Origin of the sequence: Mesorhizobium sp. M4B.F.Ca.ET.214.01.1.1, assembly GCF_004791545.1 — a bacterium.
Taxonomy (GTDB): domain Bacteria; phylum Pseudomonadota; class Alphaproteobacteria; order Rhizobiales; family Rhizobiaceae; genus Mesorhizobium; species Mesorhizobium abyssinicae.
Map to the genome: position 1 here is coordinate 15,680 of NZ_SRUX01000008.1, position 19,384 is coordinate 35,063.

Annotated in this window: 18 protein-coding genes and 1 pseudogene; 5 read left to right on the top strand and 14 right to left on the bottom strand. The window is 64.1% G+C overall.

Translation table 11 applies throughout. The features are described 5' to 3' along the window. Nucleotides 1-172: 172 nt before the first annotated feature. From EN857_RS16830 to EN857_RS16860, 7 genes and pseudogenes are all read right to left on the bottom strand, one after another. Entirely contained in the window at nucleotides 173-1,291 is a 1,119-nt protein-coding gene (locus EN857_RS16830) for a branched-chain amino acid ABC transporter substrate-binding protein (RefSeq protein WP_127282964.1), read from the bottom strand. 137 nt (nucleotides 1,292-1,428) lie between these two features. Then, nucleotides 1,429-1,776, bottom strand: coding sequence for a DUF6867 family protein (locus EN857_RS16835; RefSeq protein ID WP_127282963.1), 348 nt, complete (start codon nucleotides 1,774-1,776; stop codon nucleotides 1,429-1,431). 112 nt (nucleotides 1,777-1,888) lie between these two features. After that, nucleotides 1,889-2,617, bottom strand: coding sequence for an ABC transporter ATP-binding protein (locus tag EN857_RS16840; protein ID WP_127282962.1), 729 nt, complete (start codon nucleotides 2,615-2,617; stop codon nucleotides 1,889-1,891). A gap of 50 nt (nucleotides 2,618-2,667) precedes the next feature. Next, nucleotides 2,668-3,756, bottom strand: a pseudogene (locus EN857_RS16845) (ABC transporter ATP-binding protein); the annotation flags it as partial. Next, nucleotides 3,756-5,180, bottom strand: a complete 1,425-nt coding sequence (gene livM, locus EN857_RS16850; RefSeq protein ID WP_127309970.1) for a high-affinity branched-chain amino acid ABC transporter permease LivM — start codon at nucleotides 5,178-5,180, stop codon at nucleotides 3,756-3,758. The pseudogene EN857_RS16845 and the gene livM, both read right to left, overlap by 1 nt. A 4-nt stretch (nucleotides 5,181-5,184) precedes the next feature. Continuing rightward, on the bottom strand, nucleotides 5,185-6,087 hold the full coding sequence (locus EN857_RS16855; RefSeq protein ID WP_127282959.1) for a branched-chain amino acid ABC transporter permease LivH: 903 nt from the start codon (nucleotides 6,085-6,087) through the stop codon (nucleotides 5,185-5,187). A gap of 418 nt (nucleotides 6,088-6,505) precedes the next feature. Continuing rightward, complete coding sequence (locus EN857_RS16860; RefSeq protein ID WP_127282958.1) at nucleotides 6,506-6,892, bottom strand: ectoine synthase; 387 nt, start codon at nucleotides 6,890-6,892, stop codon at nucleotides 6,506-6,508. A gap of 175 nt (nucleotides 6,893-7,067) precedes the next feature. On the opposite strand from EN857_RS16860, the gene EN857_RS16865 reads away from it, so the two are divergent. Continuing rightward, nucleotides 7,068-7,955, top strand: a complete 888-nt coding sequence (locus tag EN857_RS16865) for a LysR substrate-binding domain-containing protein (protein WP_127309971.1) — start codon at nucleotides 7,068-7,070, stop codon at nucleotides 7,953-7,955. 110 nt (nucleotides 7,956-8,065) lie between these two features. On the opposite strand, the gene EN857_RS16870 is transcribed toward EN857_RS16865, so the two are convergent. The 3 genes from EN857_RS16870 to EN857_RS16880 form a co-directional block, all read right to left on the bottom strand. Next, on the bottom strand, nucleotides 8,066-9,067 hold the full coding sequence (locus EN857_RS16870) for a 4-hydroxyproline epimerase (RefSeq protein WP_127282956.1): 1,002 nt from the start codon (nucleotides 9,065-9,067) through the stop codon (nucleotides 8,066-8,068). Nucleotides 9,068-9,171: 104 nt separating this feature from the next. Further along, complete coding sequence (locus tag EN857_RS16875) at nucleotides 9,172-10,488, bottom strand: FAD-dependent oxidoreductase (RefSeq protein ID WP_127309972.1); 1,317 nt, start codon at nucleotides 10,486-10,488, stop codon at nucleotides 9,172-9,174. Nucleotides 10,489-10,500: 12 nt separating this feature from the next. After that, a complete protein-coding gene (locus EN857_RS16880) occupies nucleotides 10,501-11,436 on the bottom strand; it encodes a dihydrodipicolinate synthase family protein (protein WP_127282954.1) in 936 nt (311 codons plus the stop codon). 101 nt (nucleotides 11,437-11,537) lie between these two features. Here EN857_RS16880 and EN857_RS16885 point away from each other — a divergent pair, with 101 nt between their 5' ends. Further along, entirely contained in the window at nucleotides 11,538-12,197 is a 660-nt protein-coding gene (locus EN857_RS16885; protein ID WP_127282953.1) for a GntR family transcriptional regulator, read from the top strand. A gap of 13 nt (nucleotides 12,198-12,210) precedes the next feature. Here EN857_RS16885 and EN857_RS16890 read toward each other — a convergent pair whose 3' ends face one another. The 3 genes from EN857_RS16890 to EN857_RS16900 all read right to left on the bottom strand — a co-directional run bounded on the left by EN857_RS16890 (nucleotide 12,211) and on the right by EN857_RS16900 (nucleotide 14,916). Continuing rightward, nucleotides 12,211-12,531 carry a hypothetical protein gene (locus EN857_RS16890; RefSeq protein ID WP_127282952.1) on the bottom strand — a complete coding sequence of 107 codons (321 nt, stop codon included), beginning with the start codon at nucleotides 12,529-12,531 and terminating at the stop codon, nucleotides 12,211-12,213. A gap of 277 nt (nucleotides 12,532-12,808) precedes the next feature. Beyond that, nucleotides 12,809-13,114, bottom strand: a complete 306-nt coding sequence (locus EN857_RS16895; RefSeq protein ID WP_127282951.1) for a hypothetical protein — start codon at nucleotides 13,112-13,114, stop codon at nucleotides 12,809-12,811. A gap of 305 nt (nucleotides 13,115-13,419) precedes the next feature. Beyond that, the gene (locus tag EN857_RS16900) at nucleotides 13,420-14,916 is read right to left on the bottom strand and encodes a CoA-acylating methylmalonate-semialdehyde dehydrogenase (protein WP_127282950.1); all 1,497 of its coding nucleotides are present in this window, start codon (nucleotides 14,914-14,916) and stop codon (nucleotides 13,420-13,422) included. A 187-nt stretch (nucleotides 14,917-15,103) separates the two neighbouring features. Here EN857_RS16900 and EN857_RS16905 point away from each other — a divergent pair, with 187 nt between their 5' ends. Next, nucleotides 15,104-15,985, top strand: coding sequence for a LysR family transcriptional regulator (locus EN857_RS16905; RefSeq protein WP_127309973.1), 882 nt, complete (start codon nucleotides 15,104-15,106; stop codon nucleotides 15,983-15,985). Between the two features lie 136 nt (nucleotides 15,986-16,121). Here EN857_RS16905 and EN857_RS16910 read toward each other — a convergent pair whose 3' ends face one another. Then, complete coding sequence (locus EN857_RS16910) at nucleotides 16,122-16,580, bottom strand: hypothetical protein (protein WP_245511333.1); 459 nt, start codon at nucleotides 16,578-16,580, stop codon at nucleotides 16,122-16,124. 192 nt (nucleotides 16,581-16,772) lie between these two features. On the opposite strand from EN857_RS16910, the gene EN857_RS16915 reads away from it, so the two are divergent. Together EN857_RS16915 and EN857_RS16920 are read left to right on the top strand one after the other, a co-directional pair. Beyond that, on the top strand, nucleotides 16,773-17,213 hold the full coding sequence (locus EN857_RS16915; RefSeq protein ID WP_127286145.1) for a hypothetical protein: 441 nt from the start codon (nucleotides 16,773-16,775) through the stop codon (nucleotides 17,211-17,213). Continuing rightward, nucleotides 17,210-19,372, top strand: coding sequence for a phosphatidylserine/phosphatidylglycerophosphate/cardiolipin synthase family protein (locus tag EN857_RS16920; protein ID WP_187331396.1), 2,163 nt, complete (start codon nucleotides 17,210-17,212; stop codon nucleotides 19,370-19,372). Before EN857_RS16915 ends, EN857_RS16920 begins: the two co-directional genes overlap by 4 nt. Nucleotides 19,373-19,384 lie beyond the last annotated feature (12 nt).

Genomic DNA, 19,384 nt, shown 5'->3' on the forward strand with positions numbered 1-19,384 from the left:
GCTGGGAGGATGGGGGCTGGAGCAATGATTAGCGTGAAAATGCTGCAGTGCAAACGGATTCGCGCGACACCTAAACCGATTTAAATAGTTCGTTCGCGCCAACCTTGTTCGAACAAAAGAAAATGCCCGGCGCGTAGCGCCGGGCATTCGCAATTGAGGCCGTTTTGCCGGCTTATTGCTCGAAGTAGGTGTACTTGCCGTCGTCACCCTTCTTCCAGGTGTACAGCACGTAGTCAGGGCGGGTGATGTCGCCCTTGGCGTCATAGCCGATGTCGCCGATGGCGGTCTTCCACGGGCCGCTCTTCTTGATCTCGTCCGCAACCTTCTGCGCGTCGTCAGCGGAACCGACCTTGGCGGCGGCAGCGGCGACGATCTGCAGGGCGGCATAGGAGTAGAGCGTGTAGGCTTCCGGCTCGAAACCGGCGGCGCGGAACTTCTCGACGAGTTCCTTGGCGTTCGGGTTCTTGCGCGGATCCGGAGCGAACGTCATCAGCGTGCCGTTGACGGCGTCGCCGGCGATCGAGGCCAGTTCGTTCGAGACGATGCCATCGCCCGACATGAACTGGGCCTTGAGGCCCTGGTCGGCCAGCTGGCGCATGATCAGGCCGGCTTCGGTGTGCAGGCCGCCATAGTACACGACGGAGACGCCGGCTTCCTTCATCTTGGCGATGAGGGCCGAGAAGTCCTTGTCGCCGACATTGATGCCTTCATAGAGGGCTTCGGTGACGCCATTGCCGTTCAGCGCCTTCTTGGTTTCGTCTGCGAGGCCCTGGCCGTAAGGCGTCTTGTCGTGGATGACGGCGATCTTGGCGTCCTTGAAGTTCTTGGCGAGATAGTCGCCGGCGACCTTGCCCTGCTGGTCGTCGCGTCCGCAGGTGCGGAACGTGTTCCACAGGCCGCGCTCGGTCAGCTGCGGGTTGGTGGCCGAAGGCGTGATCACCAGGATGCCGTTCTCGGCATAGACTTCCGAGGCCGGGATGGTGACGCCCGAGTTGAAGTGACCGACAACATACTTGACGCCGTCGGCGACGAACTTGTTGGCGACCGAGATGCCCTGCTTCGGATCCGACACGTCGTCGCCGATCTCGAGCTTGATCTGCTGGCCGTTGATGCCGCCTGCAGCATTGATGTCGGCGGCGGCCTGCTCGGCGCCCTTCTGCAGCTGCGCGCCAAAGGCGGCGTTCGGGCCGGTGATCGGACCGGCGACGCCGATCAGGATGTCAGCCCACGCGCTGCCGCTGAACGCGACAAGCGCGGTCAGAGCCACGGCGGACAAGAGTGACTTTTTCATATAAACGCTCCCATTTACGGAGTGGGCGTGGATGATACTTTCATGCGATGCCCACCCTTATCGCAGAAAGCATAGTTTGCCGATTTTCAGGCACTTGTCACGCCGTTTCATCCCCGAGACGGCGTTAATCATGAACGTCAGCCTTTCGGCTTCCAGCTCAAAAGCGAGGCTCTTTCGTAGAGCCAATTATACTGTGTCACCATCTGGTTGGTGCGCGTGTATTGATAGCCAAGGAAGCCCAGTATGATCAGCACGATGGTGTCGACGATATAGTAATGCAGCGAGAACATCGTGCCGTCGAACAGCGCATGATGGATGAACCGGATGCCGATGCCGAGCCCGAGCATGTAGAGGAACAGCTGGAAGAAGCTGCGCCATGTCTGCGCGCTGGCCTTGCCGGTCATCCAGGCGGCCCAGCCGCCGAGCAGGCAGGTGACGAACAGGAACTGGAAGATCGAGGGTTCCTCGTAGAGAATGCCCTGCATGATGAAGTCTCCCTAGCACGATCCCGAAAAGGTGCAGACTTTTCGGACAACGATCATGCGACAAACAAACAAGGTGGAGCGGAATACCGGATGCACATATTCCGCTCCAATCTCAGTGGTGGCCGCCTTCGAGATAGGCGGCGCGCACTTCCGGATTGGCGAGCAGTTCCTTGCCGGAACCGCTCATCGTCACATTGCCGTTGACCATGACATAGCCGCGATTGGCGAGCTTCAGCGCGCCGAAGGCGTTCTGCTCGACCAGGAACACGGTCAGCCCTTGCATGCGGTTCAGCTCGCGGATGGCGTCGAAGATCTGCTTGACGATCAGCGGCGCCAGGCCCAGCGACGGCTCGTCGAGCAGGAGCAGCTTCGGCCGCGCCATCAGCGCGCGTCCGATCGACAGCATCTGCTGCTCGCCGCCCGACAGCGTGCCGCCGCGCTGGCCGATGCGCTCTTTGAGCCGCGGGAACAGCGTGAACACCTTCTCGACGTCCTCGTCATAGTATTTGAGGTTGTCGAGGCTGGCGCCCATCTGCAGGTTTTCCATCACCGTCATGCGCGGGAAGATGCGGCGTCCTTCCGGCGACTGGGCGATGCGCATGCGGGCGATTTCGTGCGTCGGCAACTGTGTGATGTCGGTGCCGGCGAATGTGATGGTGCCCGCGCGGGCGCGCGGCGCGCCGAAGATGGTCATCATCAGCGTCGACTTACCGGCGCCGTTGGCGCCGATCAGCGCCACGATCTCGCCCTGGTTGACGGTGACGTCGACGCCATTCAGCGCCCGGATGTTGCCGTAGTAGGTCTGGACGCCCTTGATATCGAGCAGCGTTGTGCCGGCCATTACTTGCGCCCTCCACGCGGCTTGGGTGTCGGGGATCTTCCGGTCGGCTTGGCCGGGGCCGGCGAAGCGGGCTTCGCGGCGGCAACGGGCTTCACAGGTTTGCTCGCAACGGCGGCGCGCGCGCGCGCATCGACCTGAGCTGCCTTCGAGGCGCCCCTCGACACCGTGACCCGCTCGCCCTGGTCCGCATGCTCGACAGAATCGGAAACCGGGCCCGCCATCATCGAAGCCGAGCTTCCTGGCCCGTGCGCGGAATCGGGGCCGGTGTCGAGCTGCTCGATCACGGCCTCGTCGCCGACCTCGGTCAGCACCGTCTCGACCTCCTCGTCGTCGACGCCGAGATAGGCGGCGATGACGCGTGGATCGGTCCTGACCGACTGCGGACTGCCGTCGGAGATCTTGCGGCCGTATTCGAGCACGACGACATGGTCGGAGATCTGCATCACCACCGACATGTCGTGCTCGATGAGCAGGATCGAGGTGCCGGTGTTGTCCTTGATGTCGTTCAGCAGCTCGTTGAGGGCCGCCGATTCCTTCGGATTGAGGCCGGCGGCCGGCTCGTCGAGGCACAGAAGCTCGGGGCCCGTGCACATGGCGCGCGCGATCTCCAGGCGCCGCTGCGCGCCATAGGGCAGGTCGCCCGCCGGATCGTCGGCGCGATCGACCAGGTTGGCCTTCTCCAGCCAGTGCTTGGCAAGCTCGATCGATTCGGCCGAGGCCTGCCGGTAGCTCGAGAAGCCGAACAGGCCGAGGAACGTGTAGCCGGAGGCCTTCATCAGCTTGTTGTGCTGAGCGACCAGAAGGTTCTCGAGCAGCGTCATGCCGGAGAACAGGCGGATGTTCTGGAAGGTGCGCGCCACCTTGGCGCGCGCCGGGATCTCATGGTTGGGCAGGCGCTCGAGCAGATAGCTTGAACCGTCTTTCCGGTTGAGCGTGATCATGCCTTCCGACGGCTTGTAGAAGCCGGTGATGCAGTTGAACACGGTGGTCTTGCCGGCGCCGTTGGGGCCGATCAGCGCGGTGATCTCGCCGCGCCTGGCCTGGAAGGACAGGTCGCCGATGGCGATGAGGCCGCCGAACTTCATGGACAGGTGCTCGACCTGCAGGATGAAGTCGCTCGAGGAAGGGGTCGCGTTCATCAGCCGTGACCCTCCTTGGTGAAGGAGCCTGAGACCGCTCTTCGCTCCTTCAGGAAGGCTGTCGGCTCGCGACTGCCGACGAAGCCGCGCGGCTTCCATAGCATGACGACGACCATCGCCACGCCGAACAAAAGCATGCGGTAGAGTTCCGGCGTGAAGTCGGGACCGAAGCCGGGAATGAGGGTTGTGTCGCCCCATCTCAGGCCGGTCTTGAGGAAGTCCAGCTCGCGCAGGATCTCGGTGCCGCCAATCATCACCGCCGCCGCGACCGCGATGCCTCCCAGCGAGCCCATGCCTCCCAGCACGACGATGGCAAGGATGATCGCCGATTCCAGGAAGACGAAGGACTCCGGACTGACGAAGCCCTGGCGGGCAGCGAAGAACGACCCGGCGAAGCCGCCGAACATGGCGCCGGTGGCGAACGCCGTCAGCTTGGTGGTGGTGGTGTTGATGCCGAGCGAGCGGCAGGCGATCTCGTCCTCGCGCAACGCTTCCCAGGCCCGGCCGACCGGCAGCCGGCGCAGCCTGATGGTGACGAAGGCGGTGAGCAGGCAAAGCAGCAGGATGAGATAGTAGAGGAAGATCTTGTAGTAGGCGCCCGACTGGGCGATGCCCAGCACCTTGGAGATGTAGTTCGGATCCGAGACGTTGAACGATATCAGGCCGAAGAAGGAGACTTTCGGAATGCCGGAAATGCCGGCCGAGCCGTTGGTCACCTCGCGCCAGTTGATCAGCACCAGGCGGATGATCTCGCCGAAGGCAAGCGTCACGATGGCCAGATAGTCGCCGCGCAGCCGCAGCACCGGGAAGCCGAGCATGACGCCCCAGAAGGCGGCCATGCAGCCGGCGGCCGGCAGCAGGATCCAGAACGACAGGCCGAAATGCGTGCCGAGCAGCGCGTAGGCATAGGCGCCGACCGCGTAGAAGGCGACGTAGCCGAGGTCGAGCAGGCCGGCCAGCCCGATGACGATGTTCAGCCCCCAGGCAAGCATCACGTAGATCAGGATCTGGATGCCGAAATTATCGACCCATTTCAGCGAGCCCTGGAAGCCGAAAAGCAGGACCATCGCGATCGGGTACAGGAACAGCACGGCGATGCCGATCTTGTTGAAGTTGCGGCGCACGAAGCTGGGTTCAGCCGCGACGGCGGGCGCCGCAGCCTTCTGCGCCTTGGCGCGCTCCAGCGCCGGCTGCCCGAAGCCGACATAGAGGAAGCGCCCGACGGCGGTGAGGATCACCACCAGGGCAAGCAGGCCCCAGCGCTGCACCAGGATCAGTTCGTTGGAGATGTTCTGGTCGGTCCTGAGACCGATGAACAGCACGAACAGGCCGAGCGAGACGGCGCCGGCATAGAGCGCCTCGCGGAAAGCGCGCTGGATGGGAGTGGCGACGGTATCGCTCTCCGGGGACACGGTAACGGCCATGAGCTCAGACCTTTTCGACTTCAGGCCGGCCCAGAATGCCGGAAGGCAGGAAGATCAGGACGATCGCCAGGATCGAGAAGGCGGCGACGTCCTTGTAGTCGATGGAGAAATAGGCCGACCACATGCTCTCGATGAAGCCGATCAAGAGGCCGCCGAGCACGGCGCCGGGCAGCGAGCCGATGCCGCCGAGCACCGCGGCGGTGAAGGCCTTCACGCCGGGCACGAAGCCGTCCGAGAACACCACCACGCCGTAATACATCAGGAACAGCGTGCCGGCGACGGCGGCCAGCGCAGCGCCCATGATGAAGGTGATCGAAATGGTGCGGTCGACGTCGATGCCGAGCAGCGCGGCCATCTTGCGGTCCTGCTCGCAGGCGCGTTGCGCCCGGCCGAGCGCCGTCCTGTTGACCAGGTACCAGAACAGCGCCAGCAGCACCACGGTGACCACCACGATGATGATCTGCTTCAGCGACACGCTGATCCCGTCGAAGCTGTAGACCTTGGACACCAGCGGCGGGATCGGCTTGTTGCGGGGGCCCTGCGTGACCTGGACGAAATTGGACAGCGCGATCGACATGCCGATGGCGGTGATCAGCGGCGCCAGCCGGAACGAACCACGCAGTGGCCGGTAGGCTACCTTCTCGATCGTCCAGTTGTAGAGGCTGGTCAGAAGCATCGCCACGATCATCATGATCAAGAGCGCGATGACGACCGGCACCGAATAGAACAGGGCGCCGAGGATGAGGAAGACGATGAGGGCGGTGAAGGCCCCGACCATGAAGATGTCGCCATGGGCGAAATTGATCATGCCGATGATGCCGTAGACCATCGTGTAGCCGATCGCGATCAGGCCATAGATCGATCCCAGCGTCAGCCCGTTGATAAGCTGCTGGACGAAGTACTGCATACTGCCGTGGCTCCCCTGGAATGTCGCCCGCTTTCGGGTCGCACTCCTTTTCGTATTTCCCCTAGTCGTAAAGTTTCGAGCCCGGATTGCAACGTGATTTTTCAATCGCCTCGCGTGTTTTGGAAGCACGCCGTCCGATTGCCCGTTTTACGCCGTCCGACCCCTGGACTATCGCGGACCCTATCATTGGCATAACGCAATGTCTTTGACGATTCGGCCGTATGATGCGCTTCGTTTCGAAGAAATCGCCGTCAAGATTAGGTGATGGAGCGATTCCTTGCGTCGGCGAAGGTCGCCCGTCTCGCGCTCCTTCGCCTTTCGCCAGGTCGGGATTCTTTGACATATGACATTCGTGTGACGGCTCGGCCGTGGGCGAGCGCCGGCCTGCTCGTTGGGGTTGCTTGCGGGGCATGAAGTTTCAGTAGGCGGAGCCGCCTTCTCCGCTCAGGCTGTGCCGCTCGGTGCCGCTCAGCGGCGGGTTGAAGACGCTGACCAGCACCATGTCGCCGGCGGCATCGGCGCGCAGGTAATGATCGTCATGCGCGTCAAGCACATAGATGGTCCCGGGCTCGATGCGATGGATCGCGCCCGACATATCCTCGACTTCGCCCTGGCCCGAGATGCAATAGCAGGCCTCGAGATGCCGCCGGTATTGCAGGCGCGACTCGCTCCCTGCCCGCACGACTGTATGACAGACGGTGAACCCCATGCCGTCTCGCTGGGTCAGCAGCCGGTGGCTGGTGCCGTTGCCCCAGTCGACGAAGAAGTCAGTTTTTTCTACATCGGCCAGTTGCCTGGTGAACATGGTATCTCTCTCTATGAAAGGGGCGTGGGACGACCACGACGACGGAATGATCTGGCTTCGCTCTGTTTTGGCTGCTATTTTCTGGATCAACATTCGAAGCTTCCTTCAGCATGTCGCGACCCGAGGCGGGTTTCAAATGACCGTTTTTCGTTAGACACATTAGAAAAATTTACAAATGGACTATCTGCCGCTGAACGCCATCCGCGCTTTCGAGGCCGCCGCGCGCCATCTCAGCTTCTCGGCCGCCGGCGAGGAGCTGCATGTCACCCATCCGGCGATCAGCCATCAGATCAGGCGGCTGGAGGAATGGTTGGGCGTGCCTCTGTTCCACCGGGATGCCCGCAAGGTCCGCCTGACCGATGCCGGCCTGACCCTGCAGCTCTCGGCGAACGCCGCGCTCTCCGACCTTGCCGCCGCCTGCCGGCGCATCCGCAGGAACGCGGCCGTAGCATCGCTGTCGGTGGGCTGCATTCCATCCATCGCCAGCCGATGGCTGGTGCCGCGCTTGCCGGACTTCACCGAACGCCACCCGGAGATCGCCATCCGCGTCGCCTACGCGAAAGCCGAAGACCGGCTCGAGGACGACGACAACGACGTCCTCATCACGCTTGGCGCGGACCCGTCTCCCACCGCCGCCAGCCTCAAGCTGTTTTCGCGCATGAGCCGGCCCGCCTGCAGCCCGCACTATCTGGCGCGCAAGGGCCGGCTCGGGTCGCCGGCGGAGATTGCCGCGGCGGACCTTCTGCATGACGAGACCCGTCAGGGCTGGCGCGAGTGGTTCTCGCAAGCCGGCATGGCCGGGGCCGACGTGGGCACCGGGCCTGTCTTTGCCGATTTCAACATACTGGCGACGGCCGTCATCGCCGGTCACGGCGTCGCCCTTTGCCCGATCGAGGTTTTTCGCGAGGAGCTGCGGCGCGGCGATCTCGTCGTCGTCTCCGACATCGCGACCGACACGGACAAGGGCTACTATCTGACCATGTCGGCGCAACCCTCGGCCGCCGAAATCACCTTCGCCGACTGGTTCCGCGATCAGGTCTCGACGAACGGCGAGGAAGCCTGACGCCCTCGAGCAGCGACGGCGTCGCCTTATTTGCTTTTTACGCAGTTCCGGACGGAAGGTTACGGCGAAGGCGCCGAACTTAACCGCTACACACTTTTCCTGGAATTGCTCTAGGTGACGACGAACCCGTGCGCGAACGGATCGCGGTCGTCGATGAAGATGGTGTTCAACCCGGTCATCCGCGCCCAGCCGCCGATCGAGGGGACGATCGCCGGCTTGTCCGCGACGACGACCTCCTTTTCGACCCTGCCCTTGAACAGCGAACCGATGATCGATTCGTGGACAAAGCTGTCGCCGGCCTTGAGCTTGCCCTTGGCGTGCAGCTGCGCCATGCGCGCCGAGGTGCCGGTGCCGCAAGGCGAGCGGTCTATCGCCTTGTCGCCGTAGAAAACGGCATTGCGCGCATCGGCTTCCGGATTGGTCGGCTGGCCGGTCCACAGCATGTGCGACAGCCGGTTGATGCCGGGGTTCTCCGGATGCACGAAGGAGTACTTCTCGTTGAGCCGCTGCCGCACCACCGGGCTCCAGGCGATGAGGTCGCCGGCCGAATGGTCGGCCATGTCGCGATAGTTCGCCTGCGGCTCGACGATGGCGTAGAAATTGCCGCCATAGGCGACGTCGACGCTGATCTCGCCGAGGCCGGGACACTCGACCGTCAGCCCCTCGGCATAGAGGAAGGAGGGCACGTTGGTGATGCGCACCTCCTCCACATACTCGCCGACCTGCTTGTATTCGGCGATGACCAGGCCGGCCGGCGTGTCGAGCCGCAAGATCCCCGGCGTCTTCGGCTGCACCAGCCCATGCTCGATCGCCATCGTCACCGTGCCGATGGTGCCGTGGCCGCACATCGGCAGGCAGCCCGACGTCTCGATGAACAGGATGGCGATGTCGCAGTCCTCGCGCGTCGGCGGATAGAGGATGGAGCCCGACATCACGTCATGGCCGCGCGGCTCGAACATCAGCCCGGTGCGGATCCAGTCGTACTCGGCGAGGAAATGCGCCCGCCGCTCCATCATCGTCTTGCCCTCGAGCAGCGGCCCACCGCCGGCGACCAGCCTGACCGGATTGCCGCAAGTGTGGCCGTCGATGCAGGAGAAGGTTTTCTTGGCCATGATGATGCTTCCTAAAGCAATTTCAGGAAAAGTGTGAAGCGGTTAAGTTCGGCGCCTTCGCCGTAACCTTCCGTCCGCAATTGCGTCAAGACAAGAGAGACCGGTCAGAACCGCTGCGGACTGAAGGGGGCGAGATCGACGGGCGGAGCCTGCCCGAGAACGAGATCGCGGATCAAGCGCCCGGTTGCCGCTGCCTGGGTCAGGCCGAGATGGCCGTGGCCGAAAGCATAGAAAGCGTTCGGCGCGCGCGCCCGGCCGATGACGGGCAGCGAATCCGGCAGCGACGGGCGATAGCCCATCCATTCGCGCCCGCCCGACGGATCGAGCCCCGGCAGGAAGCGCCTGGCCTTTTCCAGCATGGCCTTCGACCGCGCGAAATTAGGCGGGCGCTCGATGCCGCCGAGTTCGACGGCGCCGCCGACGCGCAGGCCGGTTTCCAGCGGCGTGATGACGAAACCGTGCCCGGAGAAGATCAGCTGCCGCCTGACATCGAACGCGGCCTTAGGCAGCGTGGTGTTGTAGCCGCGCTCGGTCTCCAGCGGGATGCGCTCGCCGAGGTCCCTGGCCAGAAGATGCGACCATGCGCCAGCGGCGATGACGAGCTGGTTCGCCTTCCGGGTCGAGCCGTCGGCAAGCACGATCGTCGCTCCATCCGCGCCGCCCACGATCCGCGCGACGAGCGCGTGCTCGAAGCGGGCGCCGAGCCGTGCGGCGTGGGCCCAGACCGCCTTGCCGAGCAGCTTGGGGTCGGAGACCGTTTTCCAGCCCGGCACGAAGGTGGCTTTGATGAAGCGCGGCGAAAGCCCCGGCTGCAGGGCAGCCATCTCCGCGCCCTCGACATGGTTGAAGCCGATGCCGTAGCGCTCACGTGCCGCCCAGCCGGAAAGCGAGGCGCGGAACTCGGCCTCGCTCTCGTAGAGTTCGAGCGAGCCGTCCTCGCGCAGCATCGGCCTCGTCCCGGAGCGGTCGAGCAGGCCCATCCACTCCGCTTCGGCAAGCCTCATCATCGCGGCCTGTGCGGCAAGGCTGGTCTCGTAGCGGGCGCCGCGCCCGGCGCGCCAAAAGCGGATCAGCCAGGGCAGCAGCTTCGGCAGATAGGCGGGCGGAATGGTGAGCGGGCCGAGCGGATCGGCAAGCCATTTCGGCAATTGCCGCACCATGCCCTTATGCGCCAGCGGCAGCACGTCGGTGAAGGCGAAGGCGGCGGCGTTGCCCGAGCTCGTTTCCTCGCAGATGCCCGTGCGATCGAAGATCGTGACGTTTCGCCCTGCCTCGGTCAGGTAGGTGGCGGCGCAGATGCCGATGATGCCGCCGCCGATGATGGCGATGTCTTGCCCTTCTCCCCGTTCACGGGGAGAAGGTGCCCGAAGGGCGGATGAGGGGCGGCGTCCCTCCTCGGTCTCATCGGAATTTTCCTGCACGCGATGCTACCCCTATTCGGCTGCCACCAGCTTGTCCGCCGATCGAGGAGACGCCTGCAGCGCCGGCAGTTTCGGCCGCACAGCCAGCGCATCCATGACGATCTTTTCCACCGCCTTGCGGCGCTCGCCCGACAGCGGCCGGCGCGGCATGCGAACGCGATCATTGGTATTGATCGCCAGCACTTCAGCAAGCTTGATGTTTTGGACCAGATAGGTCGAGACGTCGAGGTCGAGCAATGGCCGGAACCAGCGATAGATCGTCAGCGCCTCCTCGCGCCGGCCCTGCTTCATCAGCTGGTAGATCGCCACCGTCTCGCGCGGGAAGGCGGTGACCAGCCCCGCCACCCAGCCGATGGCGCCGACCGACAGTGCCTCGAAGGCAAGATTGTCGACGCCGGTGAACAGGTCGTAGCGGTCGCCGAACCGGTTGATGATCTCGGTCGAGCGGCGGATGTCGTCGGAGGATTCCTTGATGGCGACGAAGCGCGCGTCGGACGCCAGCTCCTCCATCAGGTCGACGGTGACGTCGACGCGGTACGCCAGCCTGTTCGAATAGATCATGACCGGCAGGTCGCCGGCCTCGGCCACGGCGCGCAGGGCGGCGGCCGTCTCTGCCGGGTCGGTATGGTAGATCGGGCTGGGCACCACCATCAGCCCGCTGGCTCCGGCCTGCGCGGCGCGACGCGCGATGCTTGCCGCCTCGCGGGTGCCGGGCTCGTTCACAGTGAGCAGCACCGGCTTGCCTCCGGCGACCTGCTGCGCCGTCTTCAGCACCTCGATCTTCTCGTCATGCGACAGCATTGGCCCTTCGCCGAGCGAGCCGCAGACGATGATGCCGTCGCAGCCGGCCTCCATCTGCAGCGAAAAGCAGCGCTCCATCTCGGCATGATCGAGACGGTCGTCCTCGGTGAATTTGGTCGTGACGGCGGGGAAAACTCCAGTCCACATGGCATCATCTCCAATCTGATATATCAGTGATATATCTAACAGGAAACCGGCTGTCAATGCGGAATCTGCTATGATATATGGAAAATATATCAGGAGGCCCAATGGCTCTATTGGAAGATATATCTCGTTTCGAGCCGGCGGCTGCGAAGGCCTATCGCGCGCTCGAGCACATGATCGTCACGCTCGAACTGGCGCCGTCGAGCTTTGTCACCGAGGGTGCGCTGATCGAGCGTCTCGGGCTCGGCCGCACGCCGGTGCGCGAGGCGATCCAGCGTCTGGCCTGGGAGGGCCTGCTCGATGTCCGGCCGCGCGCCGGCATCGCGATTGCGCCGCTCCATCCCGGCGACTGGCTGCGTGTCCTCGATGCCAGGCGCGGCGTCGAGGTGGTGCTGGCCCGCTCGGCCGCGCGTTTCGTCACCCGCGAGGCAGCCGACCTCTTTCACGACGCCGCCCTTGCCATGCAGAAGGCGGTCATCTCGGGCAATGTGCTGGCCTTCATCCAGGCCGACAAGGCGCTCGACGAGGCGCTCGCACTGGCCGCCGACAACCCCTTCGCGGCGCGGTTGGCGGCGCCCTTGCAGACCCACAGCCGCCGCTTCTGGTTCCGCTACAAGTCGGATACCGGCCTGGCCGAATCGGCCGAACATCATGTCGCGCTGATCCGCTCGATCCTCGACGGCGACGAGGAGGGGGCGGCCAAGGATGCCAAGCGGCTGATGGCGCTGCTGCGCAGCCATGCCGAGGTGGCCGCCACCCGCTGAGCGATGCTCGATCTCAGTATCGCGCGCTATGGTCGGCCGGCGCCGCCACGCTTTCCCAACTGTTGCCGGCGGCGATTATGCAGCTCGTGCCGGTAACGTCAGTGACGATGATGGTCCACGTTCCGCTCTGGCCGACAAACATTTCCATGATCGCGACTTGGCCGATCAGCCCGAAGGCAAACTGCCGTTCCTGGAAGTTCTCGCTCAGGTGGGTAACCAGAGCGCTGTGTTCGGCACAGTTTTGATATTGAGCGCCGGCGCTGTTCGTACCCATCGCCAGCGCGCTGGCAAGAACCAGGTTTCTCACCCAACCCAACAGGGATTTGCGTGCCATGGGGCACCTCCTTTTGCCATCGCGTCCCGGCAAAAGGAGACAGCCTCATTTTGCCGGAGCGGCCCAGCCCGGTTCCGACGTCATCATCGCGTCGTTCCTTTCTGCGTTCCGGTCTGCCACCAATGGGAACCTTCCGGATGTTCCCATTATGTTCCATATATGGTGACGGCGAAGGCAAAGCACAAGCGGGCACCCTTTCGGGCGCCCGCAATCCATTCGAAATGCCAAAAGACCCGGCCGCGGGCCGCCTCCCTACGACAGCGGGAACGACGTCCGCTCAGGTGCCCGGCAGGGCAGCCGCCATCATGGCTCCGTCCCAACCGTCGCCCGCCGTGATGATGCAGCTCAGGCCGTGCGTGTCGGTGGCCAGGATGGTCCAAGTGCCCTTTTCCGACACGAAGATTTCGAGAATCACATTCGGGTTGACCAGACCGCGCGCGGCCTCGCTTTCATGGAACTTCTCGCCGAGCGCCTTGATGACGTCGGCACGCGCGGCGCATTGTCCCCCCGCAACGGCCTGCGCGACACCACCGCATATCGCAAACACCGCAAAGCACGTTCCCGCCAAAAGACGTCGTGTCATCTGACAACTCCTTGCGCCAGACGAGAACCCCGGCAGCCACCGGCGCTGTTGGATTGGCCTGCAAGTTTGCAGGAATACAACCTAAGACGGATCGAGCCCGCTTGGTTCCATCACATCGGTGTTTTGGCGGATACCGGCCGCGATCGGAAAGCGTAAAGGCCCGGCGATGGCCGGGCCTTTATCAGTCGGTCGTCGGATCTGGATCAGTTCATCGTCGGGATGACGAACTCGGCACCATCCTTGATGCCTGCCCGCGCGCCCGCAGCCGCATCGCGGCGAGGACGCGCAAGCAGTAAACCGTCCGGCTAGTTCATCGTCGGGATGACGAACTCGGCACCGTCCTTGATGCCGGACGGCCAGCGCGAGGTGACCGTCTTGGTCTTGGTGTAGAAGCGGAACGCATCCGGGCCGTGCTGGTTGAGATCGCCGAAGGACGAGGCCTTCCAGCCGCCGAACGTGTAGTAGGCGATCGGCACCGGGATCGGCACGTTGACGCCGACCATGCCGACCTGGACTCTGGATGCGAAGTCGCGCGCGGCGTCGCCGTCGCGGGTGAAGATGGCGACGCCATTGCCCATCTCGTGGTCGTTGGCGAGCTTGATGGCGTTCTCGTAGGTCGGCGCGCGCACCACGGAGAGCACCGGGCCGAAAATCTCTTCCTTGTAGATGCGCATGTCGGCGGTGACGTTGTCGAACAGGCAACCGCCCATATAGTAGCCGTTCTCATAGCCCTGCATCTTGAAGCCGCGGCCGTCGACGACGAGCTTCGCGCCTTCCTTGACGCCGATGTCGACATAACCCTTGACGCGCTCCAGCGCCTGCGCCGTCACCAGCGGGCCGAAATCGGCCGAGGAATCGGTGGACGGGCCGACCTTCAGGCTCTCGACGCGCGGCACCAGCTTTTCCATCAGCCGGTTGGCGGTATCGTTGCCGACGGGAACCGCCACCGAGATCGCCATGCAGCGCTCGCCGGCCGAGCCGTAGCCGGCGCCGATCAGCGCGTCGACAGTTTGGTCCATGTCGGCGTCGGGCATGATGATCATGTGGTTCTTGGCGCCGCCGAAGCACTGCACGCGCTTGCCGGCGGCGGTGCCGCGCGAATAGATGTAGTGGGCGATCGGCGTCGAACCGACGAAGCCGACGGCCTTGATGTCGGGATCGTCGAGGATGGCGTCGACCACTTCCTTGTCGCCGTTGACGACGTTGAGGATGCCGGCAGGCAGGCCAGCCTCGATGAACAGCTCGGCGATGCGGATCGGCACGCCAGGATCGCGCTCCGACGGCTTCAGGATGAAGGCATTGCCGCAGGCGATCGCCGGCGCGATTTTCCACAGCGGGATCATCGCCGGGAAGTTGAACGGCGTGATGCCGGCGACGACGCCGAGCGGCTGGCGCATCGAATAGACGTCGATGCCGGGGCCGGCGCCGTCGGTGAACTCACCCTTCATCATGTGCGGCGCGCCGATGCAGACTTCAACCACTTCGAGGCCGCGCTGGATGTCGCCCTTGGCGTCTGCGATGGTCTTGCCGTGCTCGCGCGCCAGGATGTCGGCCAGTTCGTCATAGTCGCGCTGGACCAGTTCGAGGAACTTCATCAGCACGCGCACGCGGCGCTGCGGGTTGGTGGCCGCCCACTTGGGCTGCGCCGCCTTGGCGTCTTCGACAGCGGCGCGCAGTTCCGCCTGCGAAGCCAGCGCCACCGTGCCGCGCACGGAACCGTCCATCGGCTGCATCACGTCCTGCTTGCGGCCGCTGGTGCCGGCGACACGCTTGCCGCCGATGAAATGACCGTAGTCGATCATGGTTTCTCTCCCTGTTTTGGTGATGAGGCATTGTCCGCCTTTGCGGCGGCGATGGCAACGCGAGCGGAATCGCAACCGTTGTGCAGGAAATGGACAACGGCAGCCGACTGTGCATTAATTCTCGCAAATAGCGAGCTGCCGTGTCGTGAAGGATTTTTCAGGGTGAGTTGTCATCAAGGTCACTCCCATGAACTGGGATGACGTCCGCATCTTCCTCGCCGTGGCGCGCGCCGGCCAGATCCTCGGCGCGGCGAAACGCCTGGAGCTCAACCATGCCACCGTCTCGCGCCGCATCGCCGCGCTCGAGGACGCGCTGCGCACAAAACTCTTCCGCCGCCTGACCACCGGCAGCGAGCTGACGCCGGCCGGCGAGCGTTTCCTCGACATTGCCGAGCGCATGGAAAGCGACATGATCGCAGCGCGTGCGACCATTGCCGGCGAAGGCGACGATGTCTCGGGCACGGTGCGCATAGGCGCGCCGGACGGTTTTGGCGTCGCCTTCCTGGCAAAACGGCTGGGAGAACTGACCGCCCTCCACCGCGAGCTCACCATCCAGCTTGTGCCGGTGCCGCGCTCGTTTTCGCTGTCGCGGCGCGAGGCCGACATCGCCATTACCGTGGAACGCCCGACCGAAGGCCGGCTGGTGGCGGGAAAGCTGGTCGACTACACGCTCGGCCTGTTCGCCTCGCGCGCCTATGCCGAAGCCAATGGTCTGCCGGCGACAGCGGCCGAGCTCGGCCGGCACACGCTGATTGGCTACGTGCCCGACCTCATCGTCAGCCCTTCGCTCGACTATGCCGCCGAGTTCAGCGCCGACTGGAGTTCGAGCTTCGCCATCTCCTCGGCGCTCGGCCAGGCCGAAGCGGTGCGCTCCGGCGCCGGCATCGGCATCCTGCACACTTTCGTCGCCCGCTCGATGCCGGAGCTGGTGCCGGTCGATATCGTGGCGCCGATCCGCCGCGCCTACTGGCTGGTCTATCACGAATCGGTGAGGCCGCTGCGTCGCGTCCAGCTCGTCGCCAATTTCATCAACAGGGCGGTGGAGCGGGAGCGCGGCCTGTTTAGCTGATTTCACAAGCCTGCAACGCAGTTCGTGTTTCAAGGCGTGTCGAGAATGAACGAATTCACCACTCGTTCAGCCTTGTCCGCCAGCGGCGCCCACATCCGCGCCACCTGCTCGGCGCTCTCGCCCATCACGCCGCAGTTCACATAACCGTAGCGCGCGCCCGGACGGAGAACGCGAACCTGGAATGGCCATAAAAGGTGGCATTCCCGCTGAGAACCGTGAAGTCCACGTCGGCCAGGCGGACGGGGTAGCCGTCGGGAAACCTTGCAAGGCTATCATTGCTGAAATCGGCTGTGCTGAATGAGGTGCCTATTGTCTTTTCCCAATTATTCATCGACCAGCCCTCCATGAATTTGCCCGTATCGGACGGCGAGCCCGGTGCCGATTGATCGTAAAATGAAGCCGATACCATGCAGATGAGATCGGCAAATTTCACGCTCAGCCGTATCTCTTCTTCGGAGAGCGGCTCGTTGATCCATTCCTCTGGAAAGGTCAGAGAAAACCCGTTCTGCTGGTCGTGGACGGTCTTGTCCGCGGCGCTGACCACGGAGGCGTAGAACAGAAATCCAACACTGGTAGTCAGAAAGCAGAAACGCATCACGATGCTCGCGAAATGCCAAGACGGGAGCTATGCCCGGGTGGATGGGACAAGGCGGCATATCACAATCGGGCGATACACGCGGCCTTTTACTTGCCACAAAACCGGCCAGTGTGGCATCAGGCACGCGGCCGTCGGCGCGGGAACGATAGCCCGCGTGGGAAAGTCATTCAGAAAGCTGGCGCGGATAAAATGCGAGCCGTTCTTGCCATCCTGCCGCTGGCCTTCCTCTCGGCTTGCGCCAACCCGTGGACGAAAGTGCCGGAGGCTGAACTTCCGAAGCCGATCCGCACTGCGATGGCGCGCCCCTCGGCTTTCGTCTTCGGCAATTATTGCGGGCCGGGGACCCGCTCCGGCGATCTGTCGCTGCGGCCGGTCGGCCGCCTCGACGCCGCTTGCCAGGTCCACGACGCCTGCTACATCGCCCGCCGCAACCATTGCGACTGCGACGGTGCGCTTGTCGCCTCGGCGAAAGTGATCCGCGACGACAAGACCGCCCCGAGGACGATGCGCAACGAGGCCGAGCTTTTGATCGCCACTTTCGCCGTCCCGGTCTGCAAGGTCTTTCCGCAAGGCTTCATGCCGCCGCGCGACCCCGCTCAGCTCAAGGCGATGAACGGGGCGACCGGGTGAACGTAAGGTCCGCGGCAACAAAAGCGCTGTTCGGATTGGCGCTCGCGGCGATGGCCGGCTGCGCCGGCATGCCCGGCCGCTCCGCCTGCGCCTTCTTTCCAGGCGACGATGCCTGCGACCGGCCGCCGATCTCGGCCGACAGCACCGGCGCCGCGATCGCCACCGCGCATTACTTCAAGGCCGGCGACAGCGCCTACGAGAAACGCTTCCAGGCGCTGCTGGCCCAAAGCCGGCTCGACGCGCTCGACCGCACGAACGGCACCGGCCGTTTCGGGCATGACTGGCGCGACATTCACAACAGCCGTTTCCAGGCGACCTACCGGGCGCTGCAACAGCTGGCAAAGCCGCTCGACACGACCGCGGTGACGCCGGCGCGCGGCAAACCCGGCGAGGATCATTTCACCGGGCGCTGGCGCATGTCGCGGCAGACACTCTATCTCGATGCCGCCGCCCGACCCTTTGCGCCCAAGACATTCAGCTTTTCCGGACTGGAGGCGCGCTCGGTCGAGATTGTGCTCAGCCAGGCCGGCCAGAAGCCCCTCGACATCGGCGGCACCTGCGATGGGCCGTTGGCGATCCGCGCGTCGGGACGATCGAGCACAATCGCCGCGGGCTCGGCATTCCATCTCACCCTGCCGGCGGGCGAGGCATCCGCGAGCCTCTATCCCGGCGAGGCGCTCAGCCGCTGCGACCTCAGCGTCAGCTCCGGCCTGGCGCCGGCCGGCGCGCCGCTGACCATTTTCCGCGAGGAGGTTGCCGACCCTTGGGTCGCCGGCCTCGACAGCCGCTACGACCGCTGCCCGGTGCCCGATCCCGATGGGCTCAAGGAGCTCGACCGCGTTTTCTACGCCGGCCGCTGGCTGTCGCAGACTTGCGCGCTGCCACTTGGCAAACCGCTGCTGCTGCGCAAGTCGCGCGACGGCTTCAACGCCAAGGTCGAGGCGCTGCTGGGAGAGCGGCTTCCCGACAGCGCGTTCGACAAGGCCGATCCCGAGCTGCCGCTCGATTTCTCGCACGCGCCGAAACTCAGGCTGATCTATCTATCGTCGCTGGAGTTCAAGGCGGACTTTTCCGGCCGCATCATCGAGCGGCTGATCCGCCATCATGCCGCCTCGGGCACCAAGGTGCGCATCCTGGTGACCGACGTGCTGGAGCGCGAGAAGGACGACGCCATGCTGCACCGACTGGCGGCCGAATTCCCCAATATCCAGCTTCAGGAATACCGCTGGCGGGCCGACCACGGCGCGCCGATCGACGAGCAGATCTCACAGCTGCACAAGACCCACCACGTCAAGATGCTGGCGACGCTGGCCGAGGATCCCGGCCGATCGCGCGTCATCATCGGCGGCCGCAACATCCATGACGGCTTCCTGTTCCACAAGCCGGTCGACCTGTCGCGCTATCCGGACCTGCAGCAATACGGCAGGACCGACGGCTTCTCGCTGAACTACTATTCGAACTGGAGCGATTTCGACGTCGAGATCGCCGATCCGGCCACGGTCGAGACGCTGGCCGCGCATCTTTCGACCGTGTGGCTGCGCGATCCCGACACCAACATCTCGCGCCCGTTTTCGATCCCGGTCCGCGCCAGCGGCCGGCCGCCGCAAGGCGTCGCCCGGCATTTCATCTCCGTGCCCTATGAAGACGGGCACGCGCTGGAGAGCTATTTCGTCGAGCTGATCGACACCGCCGAGCACCATATCCAGATCGTCAACCCTTACCTGAACTTGACGCCAAAGCTTGCGCTGGCTTTCGACCGGGCGCTGGCCAGAGGCGTGAAGATCGACATTGTCGGCCGCATCGACCTCAAGGGCGACATCGGCGGCAAGTTCCTCACCGCGCTCAACAAGCTGTTCGTCGAGAAGTATGGCGACCGCATCGATATCCGCGAATTCAAGGCGCCCGACGTGGTCCTGCATTCCAAGATCATGATGATCGATGAGAGGCTGGTGACGATTTCGTCGGTCAACCTCAACAACCGCAGCTTCTTCCACGATTCGGAGAACGGCATGACCGTTCTCGACCCCGCCTTCTACGCCAGGATGAAACCGGTCTATGACGACTATCTTGCCCATTCAAAGCCGGTCGCCACCAACGTGACCATCCCCTGGGCCTACCGGCTGCTGTTCAGAGAGGGCTGGGTGAAGCAGGCGTTTTAAGGCAGGTCGCCC